The organism is Oceanibaculum nanhaiense (assembly GCF_002148795.1).
Lineage (GTDB): Bacteria > Pseudomonadota > Alphaproteobacteria > Oceanibaculales > Oceanibaculaceae > Oceanibaculum > Oceanibaculum nanhaiense.
This window is the reverse complement of sequence record NZ_MPOB01000002.1, coordinates 182493-207491: the sequence shown is the minus strand read 5'-3', so window position 1 is coordinate 207491 and position 24999 is coordinate 182493. Positions and strand designations below refer to the sequence as shown.

General features: G+C 66.1%; 23 protein-coding genes. 10 read left to right on the top strand and 13 right to left on the bottom strand.

All coding sequences use genetic code 11. The features are described from left to right. Positions 1-2: 2 nt before the first annotated feature. Both BKM74_RS04095 and BKM74_RS04090 read right to left on the bottom strand, forming a co-directional pair. Complete coding sequence (locus BKM74_RS04095; protein ID WP_086464417.1) at positions 3-344, bottom strand: HigA family addiction module antitoxin; 342 nt, start codon at positions 342-344, stop codon at positions 3-5. Continuing rightward, the gene (locus BKM74_RS04090; RefSeq protein WP_086464416.1) at positions 313-600 is read right to left on the bottom strand and encodes a type II toxin-antitoxin system RelE/ParE family toxin; all 288 of its coding nucleotides are present in this window, start codon (positions 598-600) and stop codon (positions 313-315) included. Before BKM74_RS04090 ends, BKM74_RS04095 begins: the two co-directional genes overlap by 32 nt. Before the next feature lie 85 nt (positions 601-685). Here BKM74_RS04090 and BKM74_RS04085 point away from each other — a divergent pair, with 85 nt between their 5' ends. Further along, the gene (locus tag BKM74_RS04085) at positions 686-2107 is read left to right on the top strand and encodes a class I SAM-dependent RNA methyltransferase (RefSeq protein ID WP_086464415.1); all 1422 of its coding nucleotides are present in this window, start codon (positions 686-688) and stop codon (positions 2105-2107) included. A gap of 48 nt (positions 2108-2155) precedes the next feature. On the opposite strand, the gene BKM74_RS04080 is transcribed toward BKM74_RS04085, so the two are convergent. The 3 genes from BKM74_RS04080 to BKM74_RS04070 form a co-directional block, all read right to left on the bottom strand. Then, positions 2156-3289: a type III PLP-dependent enzyme gene (locus BKM74_RS04080; RefSeq protein ID WP_086464414.1), complete on the bottom strand. Its 1134-nt coding sequence runs from the start codon at positions 3287-3289 to the stop codon at positions 2156-2158. Positions 3290-3377: 88 nt separating this feature from the next. Then, positions 3378-4808 carry a homospermidine synthase gene (locus BKM74_RS04075; protein ID WP_086464413.1) on the bottom strand — a complete coding sequence of 477 codons (1431 nt, stop codon included), beginning with the start codon at positions 4806-4808 and terminating at the stop codon, positions 3378-3380. Positions 4809-4894: 86 nt separating this feature from the next. Next, positions 4895-6169 (bottom strand): type III PLP-dependent enzyme, encoded by a 1275-nt coding sequence (locus tag BKM74_RS04070; protein WP_086464412.1) that lies wholly within the window; start codon positions 6167-6169, stop codon positions 4895-4897. A 730-nt stretch (positions 6170-6899) separates the two neighbouring features. On the opposite strand from BKM74_RS04070, the gene BKM74_RS04065 reads away from it, so the two are divergent. Further along, a complete protein-coding gene (locus tag BKM74_RS04065) occupies positions 6900-7664 on the top strand; it encodes a transporter substrate-binding domain-containing protein (protein ID WP_176342388.1) in 765 nt (254 codons plus the stop codon). Between the two features lie 70 nt (positions 7665-7734). Here BKM74_RS04065 and BKM74_RS04060 read toward each other — a convergent pair whose 3' ends face one another. From BKM74_RS04060 to BKM74_RS04040, 5 genes are all read right to left on the bottom strand, one after another. Next, a complete protein-coding gene (locus BKM74_RS04060; protein ID WP_086464410.1) occupies positions 7735-7941 on the bottom strand; it encodes a cold-shock protein in 207 nt (68 codons plus the stop codon). Positions 7942-8199: 258 nt separating this feature from the next. Next, positions 8200-8406, bottom strand: a complete 207-nt coding sequence (hemP, locus tag BKM74_RS04055) for a hemin uptake protein HemP (RefSeq protein WP_086464409.1) — start codon at positions 8404-8406, stop codon at positions 8200-8202. A gap of 194 nt (positions 8407-8600) precedes the next feature. Beyond that, positions 8601-11276, bottom strand: a complete 2676-nt coding sequence (locus BKM74_RS18930; RefSeq protein WP_086464408.1) for a methyl-accepting chemotaxis protein — start codon at positions 11274-11276, stop codon at positions 8601-8603. A gap of 32 nt (positions 11277-11308) precedes the next feature. Then, on the bottom strand, positions 11309-12514 hold the full coding sequence (locus BKM74_RS04045) for an ABC transporter substrate-binding protein (RefSeq protein ID WP_086464407.1): 1206 nt from the start codon (positions 12512-12514) through the stop codon (positions 11309-11311). Between the two features lie 156 nt (positions 12515-12670). Further along, the gene (locus BKM74_RS04040) at positions 12671-13963 is read right to left on the bottom strand and encodes an MFS transporter (protein WP_086464406.1); all 1293 of its coding nucleotides are present in this window, start codon (positions 13961-13963) and stop codon (positions 12671-12673) included. 100 nt (positions 13964-14063) lie between these two features. Here BKM74_RS04040 and BKM74_RS04035 point away from each other — a divergent pair, with 100 nt between their 5' ends. The 8 genes from BKM74_RS04035 to BKM74_RS04000 all read left to right on the top strand — a co-directional run bounded on the left by BKM74_RS04035 (position 14064) and on the right by BKM74_RS04000 (position 21914). Further along, positions 14064-14504 (top strand): hypothetical protein, encoded by a 441-nt coding sequence (locus BKM74_RS04035; protein WP_086464405.1) that lies wholly within the window; start codon positions 14064-14066, stop codon positions 14502-14504. Between the two features lie 151 nt (positions 14505-14655). After that, on the top strand, positions 14656-15585 hold the full coding sequence (locus BKM74_RS04030) for a class I fructose-bisphosphate aldolase (protein ID WP_086464404.1): 930 nt from the start codon (positions 14656-14658) through the stop codon (positions 15583-15585). Next, positions 15582-16253 (top strand): thiamine phosphate synthase, encoded by a 672-nt coding sequence (gene thiE / locus BKM74_RS04025; RefSeq protein WP_217895440.1) that lies wholly within the window; start codon positions 15582-15584, stop codon positions 16251-16253. Before BKM74_RS04030 ends, thiE begins: the two co-directional genes overlap by 4 nt. Before the next feature lie 291 nt (positions 16254-16544). Next, positions 16545-17111, top strand: a complete 567-nt coding sequence (efp, locus tag BKM74_RS04020; RefSeq protein ID WP_086464402.1) for an elongation factor P — start codon at positions 16545-16547, stop codon at positions 17109-17111. Positions 17112-17158: 47 nt separating this feature from the next. Next, on the top strand, positions 17159-17965 hold the full coding sequence (locus BKM74_RS04015; protein WP_086464401.1) for an inositol monophosphatase family protein: 807 nt from the start codon (positions 17159-17161) through the stop codon (positions 17963-17965). 176 nt (positions 17966-18141) lie between these two features. After that, positions 18142-19182 carry an OmpA family protein gene (locus BKM74_RS04010; RefSeq protein WP_086464400.1) on the top strand — a complete coding sequence of 347 codons (1041 nt, stop codon included), beginning with the start codon at positions 18142-18144 and terminating at the stop codon, positions 19180-19182. Between the two features lie 150 nt (positions 19183-19332). Continuing rightward, positions 19333-20463, top strand: a complete 1131-nt coding sequence (locus tag BKM74_RS04005; RefSeq protein WP_086464399.1) for a flagellar motor protein MotA — start codon at positions 19333-19335, stop codon at positions 20461-20463. Beyond that, a complete protein-coding gene (locus tag BKM74_RS04000) occupies positions 20460-21914 on the top strand; it encodes a peptidoglycan -binding protein (protein ID WP_086464398.1) in 1455 nt (484 codons plus the stop codon). Before BKM74_RS04005 ends, BKM74_RS04000 begins: the two co-directional genes overlap by 4 nt. Positions 21915-22115: 201 nt before the next feature. On the opposite strand, the gene dgcA is transcribed toward BKM74_RS04000, so the two are convergent. The 3 genes from dgcA to pgeF form a co-directional block, all read right to left on the bottom strand. Then, positions 22116-23096, bottom strand: coding sequence for an N-acetyl-D-Glu racemase DgcA (dgcA, locus tag BKM74_RS03995; RefSeq protein ID WP_086464397.1), 981 nt, complete (start codon positions 23094-23096; stop codon positions 22116-22118). After that, positions 23096-24103 carry an N-acetyltransferase DgcN gene (gene dgcN / locus BKM74_RS03990; RefSeq protein ID WP_245825786.1) on the bottom strand — a complete coding sequence of 336 codons (1008 nt, stop codon included), beginning with the start codon at positions 24101-24103 and terminating at the stop codon, positions 23096-23098. The genes dgcA and dgcN overlap by 1 nt, the downstream gene beginning before the upstream one ends. 120 nt (positions 24104-24223) lie before the next feature. Further along, entirely contained in the window at positions 24224-24985 is a 762-nt protein-coding gene (gene pgeF / locus BKM74_RS03985) for a peptidoglycan editing factor PgeF (protein WP_086464396.1), read from the bottom strand. Between the last annotated feature and the right edge of the window lie 14 nt (positions 24986-24999).

Below are 24999 nucleotides of genomic sequence, written 5' to 3'. Positions count from 1 at the left end.
GCCTACGCGGCGTATGGCGTGATGGCCGCAATCTCGCGGGCGATTTCCCGGCGGCGTTCCATCAGGTCGTGATCCGCCTGAAGCCCCAGCCAGAACCCTTCCGACAGGCCAAAATACCGCGCCAGCCGCAGGTCGGTGTCGGCACTGACACCCCGTTTGCCAAGCACGATCTCGTTGATCCGGCGCGGCGGCACGCCCACCGCCTTCGCCAGCCGCGTCTGGCTGAGGCCCATCGGCTCCAGGAACTCCTGCAGCAGGATAACGCCAGGATGGGGGTTGGGTAGTAGCTCACCCAGCGCATCTCTGGCCGCCTCAGCCGCGATGGTAGTCGGTGATTTCGACATCGCTCGCTCCTCCTTCCGTCCAGCGGAAGCATATCCGCCACTGATCGTTGATCCGCAGGCTGTACTGCCCCGCACGATCGCCAGAAAGCCGTTCAAGACGATTGCCCGGCGGAATCCGCAAATCCTCCAGCACTTTCGCCTGATTCAGCAGGCGTAACCGGATCAGGGCGCGCGGCTGAATATCCGGCGGCAGCTTCCGGCTCCTGAAGCCGTGCCAGACCTGTTCTGTTTCCCTGTCGGCGAAGCTCAGGATCATGGGCAGACTATAACGAATCTCGTTATGGCCTGCAAATACGCCTTTCCGCTTGCGGGGCAGACAGGAAGGCCGCATATCTCCGCCCATGAAACGCAGCCAGCCACCCCGTAATCCACTGGGCAAGCAATCGGGCCAGCCGTCCCGCTCCGCCGGTGCTCCCGCACGCCAATTCGAAAAGCGTCCTGAGAGCCGCCCAGGGCGGAAGCCGGCGCGCGCCGCGCGCAAGCTGCCGGCCAACACGCCGCCCCTCGAACTGACCGTAGAGACGCTGGGCGTGCGCGGCGATGGTGTCGCGCAGCTGGACAACAAGCGCTATTTCGTGCCGCTGACCGTGCCGGGCGACCGGCTGCTGGTCCGCCCGGTCGAGGAAACCGGCGACGGCATCCGCGCGGAAATCCTGGAAATGCTGGAGCCCGGGCCGGACCGGCGCGAGCCGCCCTGCGGCCATTTCGGGCGCTGCGGCGGCTGCACCCTGCAGCACATGACGGAGGATTCCTACCGCGCCTACAAGCAGGCGCTGCTGCTGGAAGCGGTGGCGCGCGAAGGCATCGACCCCGAACTGATCGCCGAACTGGTGACGGTGCCGCCGCGCAGCCGCCGGCGGGCCATCCTGGTGGCACGCAAGCTGGCGCAGGGCACGGTGCTGGGCTTCCACGAGCATCGCGGCCATTTCATCGTCGATATCGAGGATTGCACGGTCCTCGCCCCGGCCTTGCAGGATGTGCTGCCGCCCTTGCGCGTGCTGCTCGACGCGCTGCTGCCGGCCGCTGGCAATGCCCGCGCCACGCTGCTCAGCCTCGATGGCGGCGTCGATCTGCTGCTGGATTTGCCGGAGACGCCGGACCTCGCCGGGCGCGAAGCGCTGGCCGGCTTCGCGGAAACTGCCGATCTCGCCCGCCTGTCGATCACCATCGAGGGCGGCACGCCGGAACTGCTGGCCGAGCGCCGCGCCGCCACCCTCTCCTTCGCCGGCATACCGGTAGCCGTGCCGCCGGGCGGTTTCCTGCAGGCGACAGCCGAGGCCGAGGCGGCGCTGCGCGATGCCGTGCTGGCCGGCGTGGGCAAAGCGAAGAGCATCGCCGATCTCTATGCCGGCTGCGGCACTTTCAGCCTGCCGCTGGCAGCCGAAGGTGCTGCCGTCCATGCGGTCGAGGGCCATGCCCCGGCGCTTGAGGCACTGGCGGCAGCGGGACGCAAGGCCGGCGCTGCCCTGAAGCTGACCACGGAGAAACGCGACCTCGCCGGCGACCCGCTGAGCGGCGCGGAGCTGGACCGTTTCGAGGCGGTGGTGTTCGACCCGCCGCGCACCGGCGCCCGCTCACAGGCGGTGGCATTGGCGAAAAGCAATGTGCCCGTTGTCGTCGCGGTGTCCTGCAACCCGGCCACCTTCGCGCGAGACATGCGGCTGTTGCTCGATGGCGGCTACCGGCTGGAGCGGATCACGCCCATCGACCAGTTCCTGTGGTCGGCGCATCTGGAGCTGGTGGCGGTGTTCCGGCGCACATAAGAAAACCCCCTCGCTGCCGCCAGCGAGGGGGTTTCTCGTTCAGTTGCCTCAGATGTAGTAGGAGGCCAGCGGCTTGAAGCCGTTGAAGGCCACCGCCGAGTAGGTGGTGGTGTAGGCACCGGTGGAGCCGATGCGGATGCGGTCGCCGATCGCGAGATCGAGCGGCAGCTTGTACTCCTCCTTCTCGTACAGCACGTCGGCGCTGTCGCAGGTCGGACCGGCCAGCACCACGGACTCGCCCTCGGCGGTCAGCTCGCGGTCGAAGCCCAGCGGGTACTTGATCGCCTCGTCCATGGTCTCGGCCAGGCCGCCGAACTTGCCGATGTCGAGATAGACCCAGCGCTTCGTGTCGGTCGCCGACTTGCGCGAGATCAGCACCACCTCGGATTCGATGACACCGGCATTGCCGACCATGCCGCGGCCCGGCTCGACAATGGTTTCCGGGATGCGGTTGCCAAAATGGCGGCGCAGCGACTCATCGATGGCCTGCCCGTAATCGGCCGGGGTCGGCATGTCCTTCATGTAGCGGGTCGGGAAGCCGCCGCCGAGATTGACCATGCGCAGCATGATGCCGCGATGCTCCAGATCCTGGAACAGCTGGGCACAGCTGGCGATGGCCGCGTCCCACTGCTGCGGATCGCGCTGCTGGGAGCCGACATGGAACGAGATGCCATAGGGGATGACGCCCTTCTCCGCCGCCTTCAGGAGAAGGTCGAACGCCATTTCCGGCTCGCAGCCGAACTTGCGCGACAGCGGCCAGTCGGCGCCCTCGCCCGAGGTCAGGATGCGGCAGAACACGCGGGCACCCGGTGCGGCGCGCGCAATCTTCTCCAGCTCCGCCTCGCTGTCGAAGGCGAAGAGACGGACACCCAGCGCATGGGCGCGCGCGATGTCCGTCTCCTTCTTGATGGTGTTGCCGTAGGAGATGCGCGACGGCGAGGCGCCCGCCGCCAGGGCGTCCTCGATTTCCACCACGCTCGCCGTGTCGAAATTCGACCCCAGCCCGGTCAGCCGGTTCAGAATCTCCGGCGCCGGATTGGCCTTTACCGCATAGAAAATCTTGGCGTTCGGCAGAGCCGAGGCCAGGGCGCGGTAATTTTCCTCCACGACGTCCAGATCGACGACCAGGAACGGGGTCTCGACTCGTCGCTCGGCGAGGAAGCGGGCAATCTTTTCGTTCATCTCTCTACTCTCCCAAACCGCTGGTGAGGCGGCATATAAAGTACGGTTCAGGTTGACAACTCTGGTGTACGGGTCGCTGCCTTATCGGTCAGACGACCAGCACATTCTTGAACTGCCACGGATCGTCACGGTCGATATCTTCCGCGAACAATTCGCCACGGCCCTGCAGCGGGGTCCAATCGCTATAGACCCCGACAACCGGGCCGAGATAGGGCATGCAGACTTCCAGAACCCGCTGGAAATCCATCTCGTCGGGTTCGACGATGCCCTGTTCCGGGTTCTCCATCGCCCAGACCATGCCGCCGAGAACGGCGACGGTGACCTGCAGCGAGGTGGCGTTGTTGTGCGGGCACAGCTTGCGCGCTTCTTCGATGGAGAGCTGCGAGCCGTACCAGTAGGCATTCTTCTTGTGGCCGGCCAGCAGCACGCCAAGCTCGTCGATGCCGCTGACGACCTCGTCAACCATCAGCCGCTGGCTCTTCTGCTGTACCCAGTTCTTGCCCGCCAGCTCGTGCACCGACATGACCGCGTCGTCGCACGGGTGGTAGGCGTAATGCACGGTCGGCCGGTAGGTCACGGCGCTGGCCGAACCGGTGTCCTCGGTCACCGTGAAATAGTCGGCAATCGAGATCGCCTCGCTATGGGTGATCAGGAAGCCGTGGAAATGGCCTTCGGTCGGCGTCCAGGTGCGCACGCGGGTGCTGGCCCCCGGACGGTTCAGGAAGATCGCCGCATCGCAGCCAAAAGCGTGGCGGCTGGCGTTGAACGGCCAATGCTTCTCATGCGTGCCCCAGCCCAGCTCGGTCGGCTGGCAGCCTTCCGAGACGAAGCCGTCGATCGACCAGGTATTCACGAACTCGCCCACTTTCTTCGGGTTGTTCGAGACCTGGGTGTCGCGCTCGGCAATGTGCATGACCTTCACGCCGATGCTCTTGGCGAGATTGCCCCAGCCGGCGCGGTCGGCCGGCACATCGGCCTTCACGCCGGTGTCCTTGGCGATGTTCAGCAGCGCCTGCTTCACGAAATGCGACACCAGCCCCGGATTGGCGCCATGGGTGATGACCGCCGTCGGATCCTTCTGGCCCGGCCGGCGCTTCGCCAGGAATTCCTCGCGCAGCGCGTAGTTCGAGCGCAGCGAGGGCGGCAGCGAAGTATCGGTATAACCGCCGACCCAGGGCTCGATGCAGGTGTCGAGATAGAGCGCACCCTTGTCGCGCGCCAGCTCGGCCAGCGCGATCGAGGACACATCGACCGACAGGTTCAGCAGGAAATCGCCCTTGCCGATCTCCTTGCCCACCAGATCGCGGTAATTCTCGCGCGTCACCGGGGCGACCCGGAACTCCACGCCATACGCCTCGGCAACGTCCTTGCCCTTCTCTTCGGCGGTGATGATGACAAGCTTGTCCTTCGGCATGTCGATATGCCGCAGGATCAGCGGCAGCACGCCCTGGCCAATGCTGCCGAAGCCGATCATCACGATGCGTCCGCCGAAGGCGGTATGGCGCTTATAATCCGTCATTCTTTGTCATACTCCGTTCAGTTTCGATGCGGGCCGGCTCCTGTTCCCGGCCCCGCCGCACATAAGCGCTGACTTTTGTTTCCAACTCAAGCGACGGCGCGCAGCTTCGCCCGCCGGCGCGCCGGCCGGGACGCCACACGCGGCGCGGCCTGAACCTGCCCCGGTGCAACCCGGCCCATATTCGGATGACCGGCGGTCGCCAGCAGCGGCGCGTCGGTGACATCCGCCCGGCCGATCCGGTCGAAGCCGTTGAACTGGGTGCGCAGGCAGGCACCGTAGGCGCCCAGCTGGCCGATCTCGATCCAGTCGCCCTCGCGCATGTCAGCGGGCAGCCAGAACGGGCCTTCCATTCGGTCGGCGCTGTCGCAGGTCGGGCCGAAGAAGGCGTAGGGCAGCGTCTCGGTCGACGCAACTTCAGCACCGGCGCGGATCAGCCGCACCGGGAAGCGGAAGGCCGGCACGCCGGCATCGGACAGCGTGCCGTACACGCCGTCATTGATGAACAGCTCCTGCCCGCGGCGATGCTGCACCTGCACGACCAGCGAGGTGCCGGCGGCAACCAGCGCACGGCCCGGCTCGCACCACAGCTCGCAGTTCGCGAGATTCAGCCGGCGGAACGCCCGGTTGATCGACGCCATGTAGAGCCACAGCGCCGGCGGGGCGACGTCCGGATAGGCAACCGGGAAACCGCCGCCAACATCCAGCACGTCGGGCGTCACGCCGGACAGGCGGATGACCTCGCCGGCGATCTCGATGGCGCGCTCATAGGCCGACGGGTCCAGGCACTGGGAACCGACATGGAAGCACAGGCCGACGCGCTGGCCGGCATCGCGGGCGGCGCGCAGCAGCGTGACCGCCTGCTCCACCGGGGCACCGAACTTGCCGGACAGGTCATAGACCGCGCTGCCCTTCGGCAGCTGCAGGCGCACGAACAGGCCCAGATCCTCGGCATGGCCGGTTTCGGTCACGATCTTCGCCAGCTCTTCCACCGAATCCAGCGAGAAGTCGCGCACGCCGTGCTGGGCATAGGCGGCCCGGATCGAGGCGCGCGGCTTCACCGGATGCATGTAGGCGAGGCGCGCGTCCGGCAGCAGCCGGCGCACCGTCTCGATCTCGGTCAGCGAGGCGACGTCGAAATTGGCAACGCCACCGGCGGCCAGCGCGGCCAGCACCTGGACATCGGGATTGCACTTCACGGCATAGAAGACGCGGCCCGGAAACAGCGACACGAAGGTGCGCGCGGTCTCCTCCATCAGGCCCGGACGCAGGCACAGCACCGGCTCTTCCGGGCGGGCGGCGGCAATGACGTCATCGACCGTGAGGCCGGCAATTTCGCGGTTCGCTTCGAAACCAAGGAACATCGCACCAACTCCCAAAAGCAATTGCGCCCAGCTGGACACACCAAAAACACGCGCGGAACCGGCACACCGGAAAGGTGCAACAGCCCGCTGGCCTGCCCGCAAGCGGGACAGGTCACGACGAAAGCTCGCCCGCTCCCGCCTCAGACAAGAGACGGCAGCGTTATCGAAAGCCTATGAAGTGAGACGTGCTTGGCGGGTTCAGCGGCTTCCCTCCGCGGGAGGCCTGTGGGACCGCTCAAGGTTCGTTTTTCAGGGGGGTGTCTCAGCCCCCGGTGGTACAGGACGCAATCATAACAGGACCCCTTCGGACCAGAGCGGCAAAGCCGCCAGATGAGCCAAAAGAGACGCGTTACGTCGTTACTTAACCACGGTGGGCCATTGGTACGTGCGAATACGCTCTGGGGGGTCATATATGCCCAACCATGCCCCCACGCAAGCCCGAATTTTCCCTGTAAGGCCCGATACTTAGCCGGGAACCGGCAGATCTGCCGCCGACTGTTCGAACGCTCAGCGAAATTAATCACCAACTATCTGATTCAATGCCTTTTTCCGGTAATTTTTTCGCAGGATTTTTTATTGAAAGCAAAAATATGAAATTTTTCCCGATGCCTTGTAACAATCGGGGGCAGCCGATCGCCGCCCCGTCGCCAACGCCCCCCTATCGCCAACGCAATAGAATTCGCGCATGATGGGTACGGTTACAGCAACGGGACGCAAGAGCCTTGGAGCCATGACGATCATTCCGCGGATAGCGCTGCTTACTTTTCTCGGGCTGTCCGGTTCTGCGACGACCGCCCTGGCCGCGGAGACCATCCGCATCGGCGGCTATCCCTTTCCGCCCTTCGTCGAGGTCATCGACGGCCAGCCAGGCGGCCTGACCCTCGACCTGATCGCCGCAACCAACAAGGCGCAGACGCGCTACCGGCTGGACTTCGTGCCGACCGTCGCGGAGCAGCGCTATAGTGGCCTCAGCGGCGGCAAATTCGACCTGATCGCCTTCGAAAGTCCGGACTGGGGCTGGCCACGCGGGAATATCGCCACCGGCGACACGCTGCATGAGGGCAGTGAAATCTATGTGGCGCTGGCGCAGCCCGACCGCGACCAGAGCTTCTTCGCCAATCTGGCCAAGCGCCGCATCGCCATCGTCAGCGGCTTCCATTACGGCTTCACCGGCATGGGGACGAACGGCGCGACGCGCCGTTTTGACATTCTGGAGACGGCGGAGCCGGGCGACGGCCTGCAGGCGGTGCTCGACGGCGAAGCCGAAATCGCCGTGCTGAACGATGTGTTCCTGAAACGGCTGCTGGCCGAAGTGCCGGAGATGAAGGAGACGCTGCTGATCGGCGAGACGCCCGACCAGCGCTACAGCCAGACCGTCATCGGCAATGCCCGGCGCGCCGAGATGGTGAACGCCATCGGCCGGCTGCTGCTCGACACCATGCGCGCGCCGGATTTCCGCGATGTACTGCGCGGCTACGGGCTGAGCGAGCCCTGAAAAGGACGGGTCCTGAACAGAAAAGGCGGGCCCGATGGCCCGCCTTCCCGGTACAGATATGTTCCCGACGTCAGGCCAGGCTGAGGGCAGCCGCCGACATCTTGCCGTTGCGGCCCTGCTCCAGGTCGTATTTGAGACGCTGCCCTTCGGGCAGATCGGCCAACCCGGCCTGCTCAACCGCGCTGATATGCACGAACACATCAGCCCCGCCATCATCCGGCTGGATGAAGCCGTAGCCCTTGGTGCGGTTGAACCATTTCACAATGCCAGTACTCATAATCATTCTCCTTCATCGCCGCGCGTCCGCGACGATACACCTTCGCAAGTGCATGCGGACTCGTCGGGAACGAAGGTAAATCTGCGTCACTCAACGGCGGCCAAACGTCTTCGCCGCTCCACATAACCGCTTTATTCTATGCGCAAAGCATACCCCGCGCAATCAACGCGGCGCGGCACCGCAATCCGCCACCCCCGGCCGCAACAAGCCCGGGCCTGACAGGCAGAGCCATTCCGACTCCGGAATCGGTGACGAAACCTATTTCGTCAGGATCAGCTTGCCCTTGCGCGTCAGCCGCAGCCGGTAGAATTCCTCGGCATGCTGGATCAGCACCTCGCGGCCAGCGGTGAACAGATCGCCGCTGTCGAGGACGCGCTGGGTTGCCGGAATCGTCTGGACCGGCCGGTAGCCTTCGAGGCCGGGCTGTGCCGGCCCCGGCACGGAAGCGTGGCGCATGACGCTCATAGCCTGTCTCCTTGTGTAGGTTTCGCAGAATGTAGGTTTCGCAGGGTGTGCGTTTCGAACTTTACTTGCGAATAACTCGCAATAGCAAGACTGCAGGCTAAAGCGGGGCTTGTCAACGCCCGATCACACCATAAGAAAAAGCCCTCCCGGTGCTGCCGGGAGGGCTTTTTGGTCGTGGTCCAGGGCGGAACCGGTCAGCCGGTGCGCACCTGCGCCAGGAACTGATCGACCTGATTGCGCAGCCGCTCGCTCTGCGACATCAGGTCGTTGGCGGAGTTCAGCACCTCGTGCGCCGTGGTGCCGCTGAGTTCCGCCGCAGTGCTGACGCCGACGATGTTGGAGCTGACTTCCTGCGTACCGGACGCCGCCTGCTGCACATTGCGGGCGATTTCCTGGGTGGCGGCATTCTGCTCCTCAACCGCCGAGGCGATGACCGTGGAGATTTCGTTGATCTCACTGATGATGGTCGCGATCTCGGTGATCGCGTTCACCGCATCTTCCGTGGTGCCCTGCATCACCTCGATCTGGCCGGACACATCCTCGGTCGCCTTGCCGGTCTGGTTGGCGAGGTTCTTCACTTCCGAGGCCACGACGGCAAAGCCCTTGCCGGCCTCGCCGGCGCGGGCCGCCTCGATGGTGGCGTTCAACGCCAGCAGGTTGGTCTGCTCGGCGATGCCGCGGATCAGCTGCACGATCTCGCCGACCTGCTGCGCCGCCTTCATCAGTTCCTGCACTGTGCCATTGGTGCGCTCGGCCGCACTGACCGCGCGCTGGGCGATGGTGGCGGATTCGCTGACCTGGCGCCCGATCTCGCTGATCGAGCTGGACAGTTCCTCGGCCGCCACGCCGACGGTCTGCACATTGCTGGAGGCCTCTTCCGAGGCCGCCGCGACGGTGGTTGCCTGGGTGCGGGTCTCCTCCGCCGTGTGGGCCATGCTCTCGGCCGAATTCTTCAGGCCGTTGGCGGCTGTCGATACCGCCTTCACGACATCGCCGATCTTCTCCTCGAAATCGTCGGCCAGCTGGATCATCATCTGCCGGCGTTCCTCGGCCGCCTCGCGGCGCTCCCGGTCGGCGGCGGTGCGGCTTTCCTCGAGCGCCAGGGCATTGTCTCGGAACACCGCAAGCGCGGCCGCCATGCGGGCAATCTCATCCCGGCCCGTATTCGGAATCTCGGCCGACAGGTCGCCCTGGCTGATCGATTCCATCGCGCCGGTCAGGCGCAGCAGCCGGCCGACGACGGCGCGGCCGACATAGAGCCACCCCAGCAGCACGGCGCCGATGATGCTGGCAGCGACGATGACGAGCATCGCCGTCGTGCTGGCCATGATCACTTCGTTGGTGGCCGCCTTCGCATCCTCGATCTTTGCCGAGGCTTCAGTGACCAGCGCATCGACGGCGAACTGCAACGCGGTCGCCTGGACCTTCGCCGCCTCGAACGCCTCCACCGCCTGGTTGGCCAGTTCCAGCTCCTGCCGGCGAAGCTCGAACAGATTATTCTCGCTGGCACCGAGATCGACCAGCATCTCGACCGTACCGGACAGCATGGAGACGTCCTGCTCGCCCTTCTCCAGCTCCTCCAGATAGCCGTTCACGCGCGATACCGCGCCGGAGAACCGGCCCGACAGCGTGTCGATTTCCGACAGCCGGGTTTCGTTCGACGCCGCCGCCAGCACGCCGGCCAGCAGATTGGCCTCGCCCTGGATCGACAGCAGGGCGCGCAGGATACCGACATCCTTCTCCATCAGCCGGGTGATGATGAAGCTGTTATCCGCGATCGTGACCTCGGAACTCAGCACCAGGTCGAAGCCGGTATCATCGACCAGCGTGACCAGTGCCAGGGTCAGATTCTCGTAGAGTTCCAGCAGCTCGCGCATCAGCTCGACACGCCGGCTGCGCATCGCCTCCAGCTCCTGGAAATCGGAGCCGGTCAGTTCCTTGGTGCGGCTCTCGAACAGCCCGTTGGCGTCCTTGCCCTTGGCGATCAGCTCCTCGACCAGCATCACCACATTGGCGCCGCTGCCCAGATCCCACAGCTTTTCCAGATTGGGCGCGATCCGCCGCGCCGTGGCGTCGAACTGGTCGCGCAGCGGGCGCAGATGGGTGGCGTCCTGCGCCGTCGCCACCTGCGTATAGATGCCGAGCAGCGAGTTCACCTCGGCCTTCACCTCCAGCGCGGCGCGCAAGGCACCAACCTGGTTTTCCAGCAGGTCGGTGATCGTCTTGCCGCTGTTCGTGGTCGCCTCCTCGGCGGCGGCGACCAGTCCGGTGCGGGCCTTTTCCACCTTCGGATCGACATCGAACAGGATGCCGCTATGGGCCAGGTTGGCCTCGTCCACCATGTCCATCCGCTTGCGCTGGATGCCCAGCGAGTCCTTCACGATCTGGTCGATCTTGTGCAGCCGGCTGGCCAGCGTCTCGACGCTGGTGCGCAGCCCCTGGACCTGCTCCTCGCCGGGTTCGCCCAGCACCCGTGCCAGATCGATGATATCGGAATTCAGCAGGTTCGTTCGCTCGTCCAGCGCGGCCCGCGCCTCCTGCCGCCGCGCCTCCGTATCGGCGGCCTGCAGCGCCGGCGCCACCGCCAGGAACCCGTTCACGTCGGCGGCGATCTTCAGCGCGCTTTCCGACATCGGCACGGCTTCCTCGGTGATGGTCGCCAGACTGACCTTCACCCGCTCGAAGGACAGCCAGGCGACACCGCCGGCCAGCACCGTCATGATCGCGGCACCGCCAAAGGCGAGCAGCAGCTTCTCGCGGATGCCAAGCCCGCGGCTTCGCTTGCGGGGCGAGGTTTCGGCAGCCGTCTCGGCATTTTCCACGGTCTCGGCTTCCATCTCGCCATTCCTGTTTTCGTGCGTTTCCGTCATGACCCGCTTCCCGTCCTTACTAGACTGTTCCGTCAGCCGCCGGCACCGGCCAGGTTTTCTACCTGCCGCGGCATCCCGTCATCCTGGATCACGGTCACCGTGACCGCATCCGACCCCTGATTGTCACCCTTCCCGAAGCTAAGCGTGAAACCGCCCAGATCGAAGCTGCCGACCTTGTACAGCGTATCGATGAAGGCGCGCTGCGTCGGCTCGCCCTCGATGTTGCGCAGCACCTCCAGGAACAGCCGGCCGGCGACATAACCTTCCAGCGACACTGTATCGGGCCGCGCCTTTTCGCTCATCGCCTTCAGGGCCGCCTGATATTGCTGCACCAGGGGCAGTGTCTCGTCCTGCGGCAACGGCATGACGTGCGTGACGATCACGCCGGTGCGCTGCGCGGCCAGCGCCTGCGAGAACACCTCGCCGCCGACGAAGGAGGAGGTCAGGAAGCGCGGGTCCATCCCCAGGCTGCGCGCCAGCTTGATGAATTCCGCCGCCGGACGGTAGGCGCCAACGATCAGCACCGCCTCCGGATCAGCCTTGCGGAGGCTCAGCAGCGCCGTCTTCACCGCCGTGGTGTTGCGGTAGTAGCTGCCTTCCGCGACCAGCGAGAGGCCGCGCTTCTCCATCGCCTTCCGCACCGCCATCACGCCGGAAATTCCGAAAGCGTCATCCTGATACAGGATTGCGATGCGCTTGGTGTCGAGATCGGCGGTCAGCCGTTCGATCCAGGCCTCGGCTTCCTGATCGTAGGAAGCGCGGATATTGATCACGTAATCGAGGTCCGGCTGGCGCAGCGCGGGCGCCCCGGTGAAGGGGGCGATAAAGGGAATGCCCATGTCATTCGCCAGCTGCATGGCGGCCATGGATGGCGCCGTGCCGACCGAGCCGATCATCGCGAAGACGCCCTCGGTCAGGATCAGTTCCTCGGCATTCGCGAGCGCCCGGTCCGCGCGATACGCATCGTCCCGCGTCAGCATCTCGATCTTGCGGCCCTGAATACCGCCCGCGTCATTCGCTTCCTTGAAGGCGGCGAGCAGCCCCTCGCGCATCGCCATCCCCAGTTCGGCGACCGTGCCGTTCAGCGGGGCACTCTGCCCGACCACGATCCGATCGGCATAGACGCCGGAGGCCGCGGCAAGGGCAGGCGCCGGGCTGGCGGCGAATAACCCCAGCCCCAGAACCGTGCCCAGAACCGTACCCAGAACGGTAGCGGCAGCTTTCGAAACGACGCGCATGAACCCCTCCTTGATCTCTTCTGGTTTTTAACCTTATTCGCTCACCTTTAAAAAGAGGTTACTCTTTGCTTCCATTTAGGGAAATTAACCTTCAATTTTTATCTTATTATTTATGCACATACGTATTCGAGCATGGGGGGATTTGGGCAGGGTATTTCAGCTTGCCCGCTCCATCGCGCCGGACGCCAGCGGGCGCAGCCGGAACAGCAGCCCCAGCACGATGACGAGATTGCCCAGATTGAAGATGACGCCGGTCAGGAAGGCGATGCGGTAGCTGCCGGCCAGATCATAGACCAGCCCGCCGAGATAGCCGCCGCCGGCCATGCCCAGCGTGCCACACAGCAGGATCACGCCAATCCGCCAGCCGACCTCGCCCAGCGGGAACAGCTCGCGGGCGACCAGCGAGTAGGTCGTCACCAGCCCGCCGAAGGCCAGGCCGAAGGCCAGCGCCGATAGATACAGGCCGGTCAAGCCGTCGATCCAGATGAACAGCGACAGGGTGGCGGCCTGCCCGATCGAGCCGATCAGGATGGTGCGCAGCCCGCCGATACGGTCCGCCAGCAGGCCGAAACCCAGGCGGCTGACGAAGCCGCCGGCCAGCAGCAGCGACAGCATCTCGGCCCCGCGCGCGGCGGAGAATCCAAGATCGATGGCGTGCGACATCAGATGCACGATGGGCATCGCCATCGCCACGCAGCAACCGATGATCGCCAGGCAGAGCAGCACATGCAGGAGATTGAGCGACGGCACCGCGCGCCGCACGAAGGCAACGGCATCGTCTCCCGGTAGCGGGGTGGCCAGCGGTGTGGACAGCGGCACGGCCACCGCATCACCGCCAGCCTCGGACGGCGCGGCCGGGGCGGATCGGCGCAGCAGCAGCGACAGCGGCAGGATGACGGCGAGGCAGGCGATGCCATAGCCGATCATCACATTGCGCCAGCCGGCCTCGTCCATGGCGTAGCGGAAGATCGGCGGCAGCACCATGCCGGCAATCGACTGGCCGCTGCCGACCACGGCCAGCGCGAAGCCGCGATTGCGGTCGAACCAGCGCGTCGCGTTGCTGAGCAGCGGCACCATCAGGGCGCCCTTGCCGAAGATGCCGAGCAGCAGGAAATGTGCGGTATAAAGCGACCATTCGCCCTGCATGCTGCCGGCGAGAATGCAGCCGGCAGCCAGCGAGAAGCCGCCAATGATGGCGCTGCGCCCCGGCCCGTGGCGGTCGGCGAACCAGCCCATCAGCACGCCGCCCAGCCCGGCGCCGGCCCAGTTCAGCCCGTTCGCCAGCGACGGCACGCTGCGCGGCCAGCCCATCTCCTGGCTGACCGGCACCATGCCGACGACAATCAGGTACATCGCGCCGAACGCCATCGACACCATCGCCATTGAGGCGATGACGACCAGCCAGCCATAGGGCCGCTCGATGCTGGTTTCCGCAGCTTGATCGGCCATGCCGGCCCTTCCTCCCGCTTCTTGTTTTGTCTCGACGCTAGCAGGGCCAGGTCCTAAAGACAAAGCGGCAAGACCGTATATCAGCTACCCTGCGCAGATCATGACGCCCCCCTCTCCCCAGCAACAAACAGCCGTCATCGTCCGCACCCTGGCCGAGGCGCTGGCCGTGCTGGATGCGGCCGGCGAGGCAGGCGTCGCGGTAACGCTGCTGAGCCCGCCGGGCGCCGCCGGCACGATGGGGGCCGGCTTCTGGCAGGCGCTGGTCGCGGCCGCCGCCGAAGAACGCCCGGATGCACGCTTCGCAGCGCTGCTGGATTGCGGCCCCTGGCCCGGCTTCGCGCTGGCGGCCCTGCGTCAGGGGGCGAAGGCGCTGGTCTTCACCGGCAATCCCGAAACCCTGGCGCGGCTGCGCGGCATCGCCGAGAGGCAGGGCGCCACCATCCTGGAGCAGGCACCGCCGGCCCTCGACCCCGCCGCCGGCCGGAACAAGCCCGCCGATCTGCGCGTTTGGCTGGCAGGAGAACGGCCCGCAAATCGCTGATGCGTCTCCCGCCCGACACGCCGGCCCAGATTGCAAAAGCGGGGCGTATCGGCTATTTCGTGGGCGCGATACCGCCGTCGCGCCGAAAGCTCGTGTCAGATACTGGCCGCGACGCGCCCGAAGAAGCAGCATCCCGAAAGGATTTCGCCCGATGAAGATGACCCAGCGCGTCAAGAAGATCCTCGATAATTACGAATCCGATTCGCCGGGGACCAAGGCCAACCTCGCGCGCATCCTGATGCAGGGCAAGCTGGGCGGCACCGGCCGTCTGGTCATCCTGCCGGTCGATCAGGGCTTCGAGCACGGCCCGGCGCGCAGCTTCGCGCCGAACCCCGAGGCCTATGACCCGCATTACCATTTCAAGCTGGCCATCGATGCCGGCCTGTCGGCCTATGCCGCGCCGCTGGGCATGCTGGAAGCCGGCGCCGATACCTTTGCCGGCCAGATCCCGACCATCCTGAAGGTCAATTCCTCCAACTCGCTGTCGCGCGAGAAGGACGCCCCGGACCAGGCCGTCACCGGCTCCATCGGCGATGCGCTGAAGCTCGGCTGCTCGGCCATCGGCCTGACCATCTATCCGGGCTCCGACGTTGCCTTCGACATGATGGAAGAGGCCCGCGAGCTGGCCGAGGAAGCCAAGTCGGTCGGCCTCGCCGTGGTCATGTGGTCCTATCCGCGCGGCGGCAACCTGTCCAAGCCGGGCGAGACGGCGGTCGATATCTGCGCCTACGCGGCACATATGGCCACCCTGCTCGGCGCCCACATCATCAAGGTGAAGCCGCCGACGTCAGCGCTGGAGCTGGAGGCCGCCAAGAAGGTCTATGAGAGCAAGAAGATCCCCATCGCCACCATGACCGAGCGGGTCAGCCACGTCGTGCAGTCCTGCTTCAACGGCCGCCGTCTGGTGGTGTTCTCCGGCGGCGAGGCGAAGGATCTGGACGGTCTGTACAACGAAATCCGCGAAATCCGCGATGGCGGCGGCACCGGCTCGATCATCGGCCGCAACACTTTCCAGCGTCCGCGCGCCGAAGCGCTGGCGATGCTGGACAGCATCGTGAAGATCTATCAGGGGAAGGCCTGACCATTCGCACCAGGCTGTATCTCGTAACGCCGCCGGAGATCGATCTGGCGGCGTTCCCCGACCGGCTCAGTCAGGCGCTGGAGGCGGGCGATGTCGCCTGCCTGCAGCTCCGGCTGAAGACCGGCGATATCCCGGCCGACGATTCCGTGATCCGCAAGGCGGTCGAGCGGCTGCGCCCGATCTGCCATAATCACGATGTGGCGCTGATCCTGAACGACGATCCCGCGCTTGCCGCCGAGCTTGGCTGCGATGGCGTGCATGTCGGCCAGGACGACACGCCTTATGCCGAGGCCCGCCAGCTTGTCGGGCCGGACGCCATCGTCGGCGTCACCTGCCACGATTCGCGGCATCTCGCCATGAGTGCCGCCGAACAGGGCGCCGATTACGTCGCCTTCGGCGCCTTCTTCCCGACCAGCACCAAGCAGGCCAAGACCCAGGCCGATATCGAGCTGCTGCGCTGGTGGGCCGATCTGATGGAAGTGCCGGTGGTCGCCATCGGCGGCATCACGGTCGAGAACTGCCGGCCGCTGGTCGAGGCCGGGGCGGATTTCCTGGCCGTGATCGGCGGGGTGTGGAACCACAAGGACGGCCCCGCCGCCGCCGTCGCCAGCTTCAACCGCCTGTTCGACGAGGTCGCAGAGGCGAAGGGCGGCAAGGCGCGGAAATAGCCGCCTAGCCGCCATAGCGGTGGGGTGACGGTGCCTTTTATACTCAGATCGTCACCCCCGGTCTTGTACCGGGGGTCCAGGATTCAGCCTACTCAGGCGAGGCCGAAGCAAGCCGAGGCTTGGATTCCCGCAACAAGTGCGGGAATGACGAATCGGGAAAACCAAGCGCCAGGCCGAAATTCCCCCCGAATCACCGCCGCCCGCCCGCACGCTTGCCCTTATCAGGCCAAGCTGATAGCTTCCGCGCGCCTTTTACCGGGTACAACCCGAACATCTAATGGAATCCAAGCGATGAAAATCGACGGCAACGCCATCCGCCCCGGCTACGTCATCGAATACAACAACCGCCTGTGGGTGGCGGTGAAGACGCAGCATGTGAAGCCCGGCAAGGGCGGCGCCTACATGCAGGTCGAGCTGAAGGACATCCGCGACGGCACCAAGCTGAACGAGCGCTTCCGCTCCGCCGACACGGTGGAACGCGTGCGGCTCGACCAGAAGGACATGCAGTACATCTTCGGCGACGACACCATCCTGACCTTCATGGACATGGAGACCTACGAGCAGGTTTCCATCGCCCGCGAGCTGGTCGGCGATCCCGCCGTGTTCCTGCAGGACGGCATGAAGTGCGTGGTCGAATTCTATGACGAAGAGGCGCTGTCGGTGCAGCTGCCAGAAACCGTCATCATGACCATCGTCGAGGCCGACCCGGTGGTGAAGGGGCAGACCGCCGCTTCTTCCTACAAGCCGGCGATTCTGGAGAATGGCGTGCGCGTCATGGTGCCGCCGCATGTCGAAAGCGGCACCCGCATCGTTGTGCGCACCGAAGACCAGACCTATGTGGAGCGCGCGAAGGGCTGACCCCCCTTCGCCACCCTTCTCTTTCCGCTTAAAGATTTCAGGATATCATGGCCGTTCGTTCCCCCCTCATCAATGTCATGGTCAACGCCGCCTACAAGGCGGCGCGCGGGCTGGTCCGCGATTTCGGGGAGGTCGAGCAGCTGCAGGTTTCCCGCAAGGGCGTGGCCGACTTCGTCTCCACCGCCGACCTGAAGGCCGAGAAGGTGCTGAAGCAGGAGCTGGGCAAGGCCCGGCCGCGCTTCTCCTTCCTGATGGAGGAAAGTGGCGTCACCGCCGCTTCCGTAGGCGAAGGCCAGGAGCCGGAAGGCCGCTGGATCGTCGATCCGCTGGACGGCACCACCAACTTCCTGCACGGGCTTCCGCATTTCTGCATCTCCATCGGCGCGGAGAAGGGTGGCGAGATCGTCGCCGGCGTGATCTACGAGCCGGTGCGCGACGAGCTGTTCTGGGCCGAGAAGGGTGCGGGCGCCTTCCTGAACGACCGCCGCCTGCGGGTCTCCGCCCGGCAGAACATGCACGAGGCGCTGTTCGCCACCGGCATTCCCTTCGCCGGCCGGCCCGGCCACGAGAAGCTGCTGACCGAGATGGCCGCCGTGATGAAGGTGTCGTCGGGCATCCGCCGTTTCGGTGCTGCCGCGCTGGACCTCGCCTATGTCGCCGCCGGGCGCTATGACGGCTACTGGGAAACCGGGCTGAATGCCTGGGACATCGCCGCCGGCATCGTCATCGTGAAGGAGGCGGGCGGCATCGTCACCACCATCTCCGGCACCGGCGACCCGCTGGACAGCGGCAATATCCTCGCCGCCAACCGCGATCTGCACGCCCCGCTCGGCAAGATCGTGCGCGAGGCCTGAGTCAGCCTATCTCGATACCGCTTTTCCCGCCGCCACTGGCGGGCAAGCGAGTTGTCCTCCCCCGTGCCATGCGATATGGTCGCTGCAGCCGGCAGCGGGCCGCTTGCAGGAGCGGCTTGTCATCCGCGTGCCCGGCGACAAATGCAGGGGCCGACGGCAGAGGGGGACACTGACGCATGGACCAACGCAAACACGCTTTGAAACCTGCACTCATGGCGGCGGCGGCAGGTTTCGCGCTGTCGCTCGTCACGCCTGCCCTCGTTAAGCCGGTGATGGCGCAGATCGTCATCGGCGGCGATGGCGGCTCCTCCGTCACCGTGAACATGGATGTGATCGATGGCCGCACCGGCGGGCGTCTCACGACACCGGGCAGCGATGGCCGCATCCTGCTGATGCCGAATGCGCCGCGCGAAAGCCAGGAGCGCATCGTGCTCCGGCCGCCGGCCTCGATGCGCGGCGCGCAGCCCGCCAAACCAGCAGCCATGGCCGCCGCACCGCAGCTGACTCCGCCGGCCGCCATGCGCCCCATAACACCTCCGGCAATGCCCCCGGCAATGCCAAGTGCGTCCGCCCCCAGCGCTCCCGCGGTGCGCGCGCCGACGGTCTTGCAGCCTGAGAAGCCTGCAGCCCCAAAGGTGGCCGCGCCCCAGGTTGAGCGCCCGCAAATCGCCGCGCCGAAACCCGCCGAGACGCCGAAGCCGGCGGCACCGGCTGCCAGCACCGAAAAGCCGGCCAATGCAACACAGCGCACCGCCGCCCTGCCCTCGGCCAAGCCCGAGCCGGTGAAGCCGCCCGCTTCCTCAACGCCGCCCGCTTCCGCAACGCCAAAGGCAGAGCCGAAGCCAGCCGAGCAGAAGGTCGCGGCGCTGCCGCCGAAAGACAGCGCCCCGAGCCAGCCCGCCCCCGCCGGGGTGACAAGGCTGTCCTTCGGCTTCAACCAGGCGGAGATGGACGAGGCGGCGCGCGCGCAGTTGCAGGGCGTCACCAAGCGCCTGCAGGATAATGAGTCGCTGCGCGTGCAGCTTTTGGCCTATGCCGGCGGCGAGGGCGTGTCCTCCAGCCAGGCCCGGCGGCTGTCGCTGTCGCGCGCGCTGGCCGTGCGCTCGCACCTGATCGAACAGGGCATCCGCAGCACCCGCATGGATGTGCGCGCGCTCGGCGATACCGGCAAGGACGGGCCCGACGACCGGGTCGATATCCGCATCATCGATCGCTAAAAGGGATCGCTGACGTTTCTCAACTTTCGGGCGGGGCAAAGCAAGCCGCCATGACCCCGCCCAATTCCGGCTGTTAGCTGCCCTTCCCCGGCGCTGCACCGTCTCCTCTGCATCTGGTCGCCGTCGCCGCGGCGCGAAAGGCTGTAAACGATGAGTACGCCCAAACGCTTCCTGACCCGCATGGCGCTTTTCCTGGTTGCGGTGCTGGTCGCGGTGGGGCTGCTGTTCCCCGCCCTGCAGGTCGCGTTTCTGGCGGCGCCGATCCTGAACGGCATGATCATCGCGGTGCTGCTGGTCGGCATCGTCTATATCTTCCGGCAGGTGCTGATGCTGGGGCCGGAAGCCGCCTGGATCGAATCCTACCGGCGTGGCGGGGCCAGCACCACGGTGCAGCGCCAGCCGCGCCTGCTGGGGCCGATCGCCAATCTGGTGACCGAACGGCAGGGCCGCGTCAGCCTGTCGGCGATGACGCTGCGCTCGCTGCTGGACGGCGTTTCCTCACGGCTCGACGAATCGCGCGACCTGTCGCGCTACATGGTCGGGCTGCTGATCTTCCTCGGCCTTCTGGGCACCTTCTGGGGGCTGATCCAGACCATCGACTCGGTCGGCCAGGTGATCGCCAACCTGTCCTTCGCCAGCGGCGACCTCGGCACCGTGTTCCAGGAATTGCAGGCCGGGCTGGAATCGCCGCTGAGCGGCATGGGCACGGCCTTCAGCTCCTCGCTGTTCGGCCTGTCGGGCTCGCTTATCCTGGGCTTCCTCGATTTGCAGGCGGGCCAGGCGCAGAACCGCTTCTACAACGAGCTTGAGGACTGGCTGTCCAGCATCACCCGGTTGGGCTCCGCCGGCCCGGTGGGCGATGGCGAGGCCTCCGTGCCGGCCTATGTGCAGGCACTGCTGGAGCAGAGCGCCGACACGCTGGACCGGCTGCAACGCACCATCGAGCGCGGCGAGGAAAGCCGGCGCGGCGCCAATACCAACCTGATCGCGCTGACCGAGAAGCTGAGCATGCTGACCGACCAGATGCGGGTCGAGCAATCGCTGATGCAGAAGATCGCCGAAGGGCAGATGGAGCTGAAGCCTGTGCTGGTCCGGCTGGCCGATGGCGGCATCGGTTCCGACGAGCAGACCCGCGCGCATATCCGCAATATGGAGCTGTATCTCGCCCGCCTGCTAGAGGATAGCGCCAGCGGCCGCAACCAGGCCATCGAGGAGATCCGCAGCGAGATCCGCCTGCTGGCCCGCACCATCGCCGCCATTGCCGAAGAAAGCCAGCGATGAGCATGGCCCGCCGCCAGCGCCGGCATCTCGATATCTGGCCGGGCTTCGTCGATGCGCTGGGCGCGATGCTGGCGGTGATCCTGTTCCTGCTGATGGTGTTCGTTGTCGCGCAATTCTACCTGACCCAGGCGTTGTCCGGGCGGGAGCAGGCCCTGCAGCGGCTGGAACGGCAGATCGTCGAACTGACCGACCTGCTGGCGCTGGAGCGCGAAAGCAACGCCGACCTGAAACTGAACATCGCCCAGCTGTCGGCGGATCTGCAGGGCTCGGTGGCGGCGCGCGACGATCTGACCGCGCGGATCAGCCAGCTGACCGACCAGCGCGACACGATGGAAAGCCGGCTGGCCACGGCGCTGGCCGATCTGGCCGGCGCGCGCACCAGCCTGGACAGCGCCGAGCGCGAGCGCAGCCAGGCGATGAGCGGGCTGGAAGAGGCCTATAAGACGATCCGTGCCGACAAGGAGACCATCGAGGCGCAGCTGCGCGACCTGGAGCGGCTGAACCGCGACATCGCCACCTTGCGCAAGACCCGCGAACAGCTGGAAGGCCGGGTGACCGAGCTTGCCGCCGCGCTGAAGGCGGCCGAGGAGAAGAGCGTCGATCTGGCCCAGCAGGCGCAGATCAGCGCCGCCGAGAAGGAAGCGCGCATCCAGGCGCTGATCGCCGATCTGACGGTGGCGCGCGACCGCACGAAGGAGCTGGAATCGCAGCTCAGCACATCGGAAGAGCGCACCGCACTGGCGCAGAAGCAGATCGACGAGCGCGAGACGCGGCTGTCCGCGCTGCGCGGGGAACTCGACAGTGAAAAGGAAATCTCCACCGAGGCCCAGCGCCAGGTCGAGCTGCTAAACCGGCAGCTGCTCGCCCTGCGCCAGCAGCTGGCCCAGATCAGCGCCGCGCTTGCCGCTTCCGAGGCCAAGTCGGAAGAACAGCAGGTGCAGATCGTCGATCTCGGCCGCCGGCTGAATCTGGCGCTGGCCAGCAAGGTGGAAGAGCTGGCGCGCTATCGCTCGGAATTCTTCGGCAAGCTGCGCGAGGTGCTGGCCGACCGGCAGAACATCCGCATCGTCGGCGACCGCTTCATCTTCCAGTCGGAAGTGTTCTTCGATTCGGGATCCGCCACGCTGGGGCTGGAAGGCCAGACGCAGCTGACCCAGCTGGCCGGCGTGCTCCTGGATATCTCGAAACAGATTCCCGACAATATCGACTGGGTGCTGCAGGTAGAGGGGCACACCGACAATGTGCCGATCGCGACCTTGCAGTTCCCCTCCAACTGGGAGCTGTCGGCGGCGCGCGCCATCCAGGTGGTGCGCCAGCTGATGGCCGCCGGCATTCCGGCCAAGCGGCTGGCTGCTGCCGGCTATGCCGACAATTATCCGATCGCGCCGAACGCGACCGATTCCGGCCGCCGGCAGAACCGCCGGATCGAGCTGAAGCTGACCCAGCGGTAGAGTCTCAACGCATGGGGATGGCACAATGAATTGGACATTCTTCCCCAGACCGTCACCCCCGCCCCCCGTGCCGGGGGTCCAGGCTTCCGCTCACTGGATGTCTGACGGGCAGGCTGAACCCTGGATTCCCGCAACAAGTGCGGGAATGACGGTAGAGAGAAAAACCCACTCAGTGCCCCGAAGCATCAGACCGCTAAATGCTCAGCCCCACAGCTCCCGGCTCGGCGGGTACACGATGCTGCCCTCATAGGTCAGGCCGCCCGGCCGGTCCTCGGCCAGCAGCAGCGGGGCATCGAGATCGACGACCTTCGCCCCCTGGCCGGCGATGATGCCCGGCGCCATGGACAGCGAGGTGCCGATCATGCAGCCGACCATGACGCCCAGCCCGGCCTTCTCCGCCGCCGCCTTCAGGCGCAGCGCCTCGGTCAGGCCGCCGGTCTTGTCGAGCTTGATGTTGATCATCTCGTACTTGCCGACCATGTGCTCCAGCGAGCGCAGATCGTGGCAGCTCTCATCGGCGCAGACCGGCAGTGGATGCTCGGCGCCGGCCAGCGGCGCATCCTCGGCGGCCTTCAGCGGCTGCTCGATCATCTCCACGCCGAGATCGACCAGCGCCGGGGCATAGCGCAGATACTGCTCCAGGCTCCAGCCCTCATTGGCATCGACGATCAGCCGGGCCTTCGGCGCGTTGCGGTGGATCGCCTCGACCCGCTCCAGATCGCCATCGCCGGTCAGCTTCAGCTTCAGCAGCGGGCGGTCGGCATTCTCCGCCGCGTTGCGGCCCATGGCTTCCGCCTCATCCAGGCTGATCGTATAGGCGGTGACCAGCGGCTTCGGCGCCGGCAGGCCGGCCAGTTCCCAGACCCGCTTGCCGGACTGCTTCGCCTCCAGGTCCCATAGCGCGCAATCGACCGCGTTGCGCGCCGCGCCATTCTTCATGACGGTCAGCAGCTCTTCCCGGCCAATGCCGGACTCGATCAGCGGCCGCGCCGCCTCGATCTCGGCGATGACGCTCTCGATGGTCTCGTCATAGCGGGCATAGGGCACGCATTCGCCCTGCGCGGTGACGCCGCCCTCGGACAGTTTCACGGTCACGACATGGGCCTCGGTGCGTGCCCCGCGCGAAATGCGGAACACGCCCCGGATCGGGAAGCTCTCCCGCTGGATGGAAAGCTGGCGCATCACAGTTTGGCGACGTGATCGACCAGCTTCTCCACGCCGAAACGGACCGGGTCGGTCGCCGGCAGGCCGGTCTCGTCCTCGATCTTCTTCAGCGTGTCCTTGGCCTCGGCCTCGGACAGCATGGAGGTGTTGACGGTGACGCCGCCGGCCTTGATCGCCGGGTTGGTCAGGCTGCCGGCGCGCAGGTTCAACTCGATGGTGTCCTTCAGGCTGGGCAGCTTGTAGCCCGGCAAGCCGCGCATATGCGGGCGGTTGGCCTCGGTGCCGATGACGATGACGTCAGCCTGCGCGCCATGCAGCAGGCCCAGCGACACGCCGGCATAAGAGGCGTGGAACAGCGAGCCCTGGCCCTCGATCACATCCCAATGGTCGGGATCGTTCGCCGGGGCCAGCCATTCGACCGAACCGGAGATGAAATCGGCGATCACCGCATCGACCGACACGCCGTCGCCGACGATGAAGATGCCGGTCTGGCCGGTGGCGCGGAAATCGGCCTTCAGGCCGCGCTTCTTCATCTCCGCCTCGATGGCGAGAGAGGTGAACATCTTGCCCACCGAGCAGTCGGTGCCGACGGTCAGCAGGCGCTTGCCCGGACGCTTGATGCCGCTGGCGACATCGAAATCGCGCGTCGGGTGGCGCACATCGGTGATCTTCCGGCCATTGGCGGCGGCGGCTTCCTTCAGCGCCGGCACGTCGGCGACCTTGCGGTGCAGGCCGGACGCGATGTCCATGCCCAGATCCAGCCCCTTCTTCAGCGGGTCGATCCAGCTCTGCCCCATCAGCCCGCCGCGGTTGGCGACGCCGACGATGATGGTCTTCACCCCGGCCTTGGCGGCCTCCTCAATGGTCATGTCGGGCAGGCCGAGATCGGCCTTGCAGCCCGGCAGGCGGAACTGGCCCAGGCATTTCTCCGGGCTCCAGAATTTCACGCCGAAGGCCGTCTTGGCGGCCAGCTGGTCGGGCGCATCGCCCAGGAACATGAGATACGGCGCTTCGATGGCGGACACGGGCCTGATCCTTCTTGCAGAAAAAGGTTGGTGGTCACGGCACAGCGCCGCGACCCGCTTGTAAGCGGATGAAACAACTACCGCAGGATGACGGACTCTTCAATCGGCTGCGTAAGACTTCTACACCAGCGCGATGGCGGCCAGCGCACGGCCATAATCCTTCTCGCCGGTCAGGCAGGCGCGGCGGTAGCTGAAGAAATTCACCGGATCGGCGCAGGTATCGCGGTCCAGCCGCAGCACCTCGCCCAGTGCCAGCCGCGACAGCCGCCGCGCGACATAGCCGCCAAGATCGAACATGAACTTGCCTTCCGTCCTGCCGGCCGAGAAGAACAGCGCGTTGGAGCGGTCCTCCTCCAGGAAGGGTGTGGGGAATTCCGGGCCGACCTCGTAGGACTCCACGCCGATGCACGGGCCGATGGCGGCGAGGATATTGTCCGGCCGGGCGCCCAGCTCGATCATCGCGCGCACCGTCGCCTCCAGCACGCCGCCCTTCGCCCCCTTCCAGCCGGCATGCGCCGCGCCGATCACCTTGGCGTCGGGATCGACCAGCAGCACCGGCGCGCAATCGGCGGTCAGCACGCCAAGGGCGATGCCCGGCACGGAGGTGACCATGGCGTCCGCCTTCGGGCCGTCGCCAGGCGCCCAGACCTCGTGCACCGTCACCGCCTCGGCGCTGTGAATCTGGTGGCAGGTGATCAGCCCTTCCAGCGGCAGGTCGAGCGCCGCCATGGCGCGGGTGCGGTTGGAAATCACGTCCTGCGGCTTGTCGTCCGACCCCAGCCCGCAATTGAGCGAGCTGTACAGCCCGCCGGAAACGCCGCCGCGCCGCGTGAAAAACGCGTGGCGGATACCGGGGATTTCCAGCTCGTCCAGGACGATCAAGCGGGCGGCCTTTC

Excerpts from the sequence above, each read along its gene's own strand:
- BKM74_RS04010 (WP_086464400.1), top strand. The coding sequence starts at position 18,142 with ATGGACCAACGCAAACACGCTTTGAAACCTGCACTCATGGCGGCGGCG.
- BKM74_RS04095 (WP_086464417.1), bottom strand. The coding sequence starts at position 344 with ATGTCGAAATCACCGACTACCATCGCGGCTGAGGCGGCCAGAGATGCG.
- BKM74_RS04090 (WP_086464416.1), bottom strand. The coding sequence starts at position 600 with ATGATCCTGAGCTTCGCCGACAGGGAAACAGAACAGGTCTGGCACGGC.
- BKM74_RS04060 (WP_086464410.1), bottom strand. The coding sequence starts at position 7,941 with ATGAGTACTGGCATTGTGAAATGGTTCAACCGCACCAAGGGCTACGGC.
- BKM74_RS04080 (WP_086464414.1), bottom strand. The coding sequence starts at position 3,289 with ATGAACGAAAAGATTGCCCGCTTCCTCGCCGAGCGACGAGTCGAGACC.
- BKM74_RS04005 (WP_086464399.1), top strand. The coding sequence starts at position 19,333 with ATGAGTACGCCCAAACGCTTCCTGACCCGCATGGCGCTTTTCCTGGTT.
- BKM74_RS04030 (WP_086464404.1), top strand. The coding sequence starts at position 14,656 with ATGAAGATGACCCAGCGCGTCAAGAAGATCCTCGATAATTACGAATCC.
- BKM74_RS04040 (WP_086464406.1), bottom strand. The coding sequence starts at position 13,963 with ATGGCCGATCAAGCTGCGGAAACCAGCATCGAGCGGCCCTATGGCTGG.
- BKM74_RS04045 (WP_086464407.1), bottom strand. The coding sequence starts at position 12,514 with ATGCGCGTCGTTTCGAAAGCTGCCGCTACCGTTCTGGGTACGGTTCTG.
- BKM74_RS04070 (WP_086464412.1), bottom strand. The coding sequence starts at position 6,169 with ATGTTCCTTGGTTTCGAAGCGAACCGCGAAATTGCCGGCCTCACGGTC.
- BKM74_RS18930 (WP_086464408.1), bottom strand. The coding sequence starts at position 11,276 with ATGACGGAAACGCACGAAAACAGGAATGGCGAGATGGAAGCCGAGACC.
- BKM74_RS04065 (WP_176342388.1), top strand. The coding sequence starts at position 6,900 with ATGACGATCATTCCGCGGATAGCGCTGCTTACTTTTCTCGGGCTGTCC.
- efp (WP_086464402.1), top strand. The coding sequence starts at position 16,545 with ATGAAAATCGACGGCAACGCCATCCGCCCCGGCTACGTCATCGAATAC.
- BKM74_RS04015 (WP_086464401.1), top strand. The coding sequence starts at position 17,159 with ATGGCCGTTCGTTCCCCCCTCATCAATGTCATGGTCAACGCCGCCTAC.
- hemP (WP_086464409.1), bottom strand. The coding sequence starts at position 8,406 with ATGAGCGTCATGCGCCACGCTTCCGTGCCGGGGCCGGCACAGCCCGGC.
- BKM74_RS04000 (WP_086464398.1), top strand. The coding sequence starts at position 20,460 with ATGAGCATGGCCCGCCGCCAGCGCCGGCATCTCGATATCTGGCCGGGC.
- dgcA (WP_086464397.1), bottom strand. The coding sequence starts at position 23,096 with ATGCGCCAGCTTTCCATCCAGCGGGAGAGCTTCCCGATCCGGGGCGTG.
- BKM74_RS04085 (WP_086464415.1), top strand. The coding sequence starts at position 686 with ATGAAACGCAGCCAGCCACCCCGTAATCCACTGGGCAAGCAATCGGGC.
- BKM74_RS04035 (WP_086464405.1), top strand. The coding sequence starts at position 14,064 with ATGACGCCCCCCTCTCCCCAGCAACAAACAGCCGTCATCGTCCGCACC.
- BKM74_RS04075 (WP_086464413.1), bottom strand. The coding sequence starts at position 4,808 with ATGACGGATTATAAGCGCCATACCGCCTTCGGCGGACGCATCGTGATG.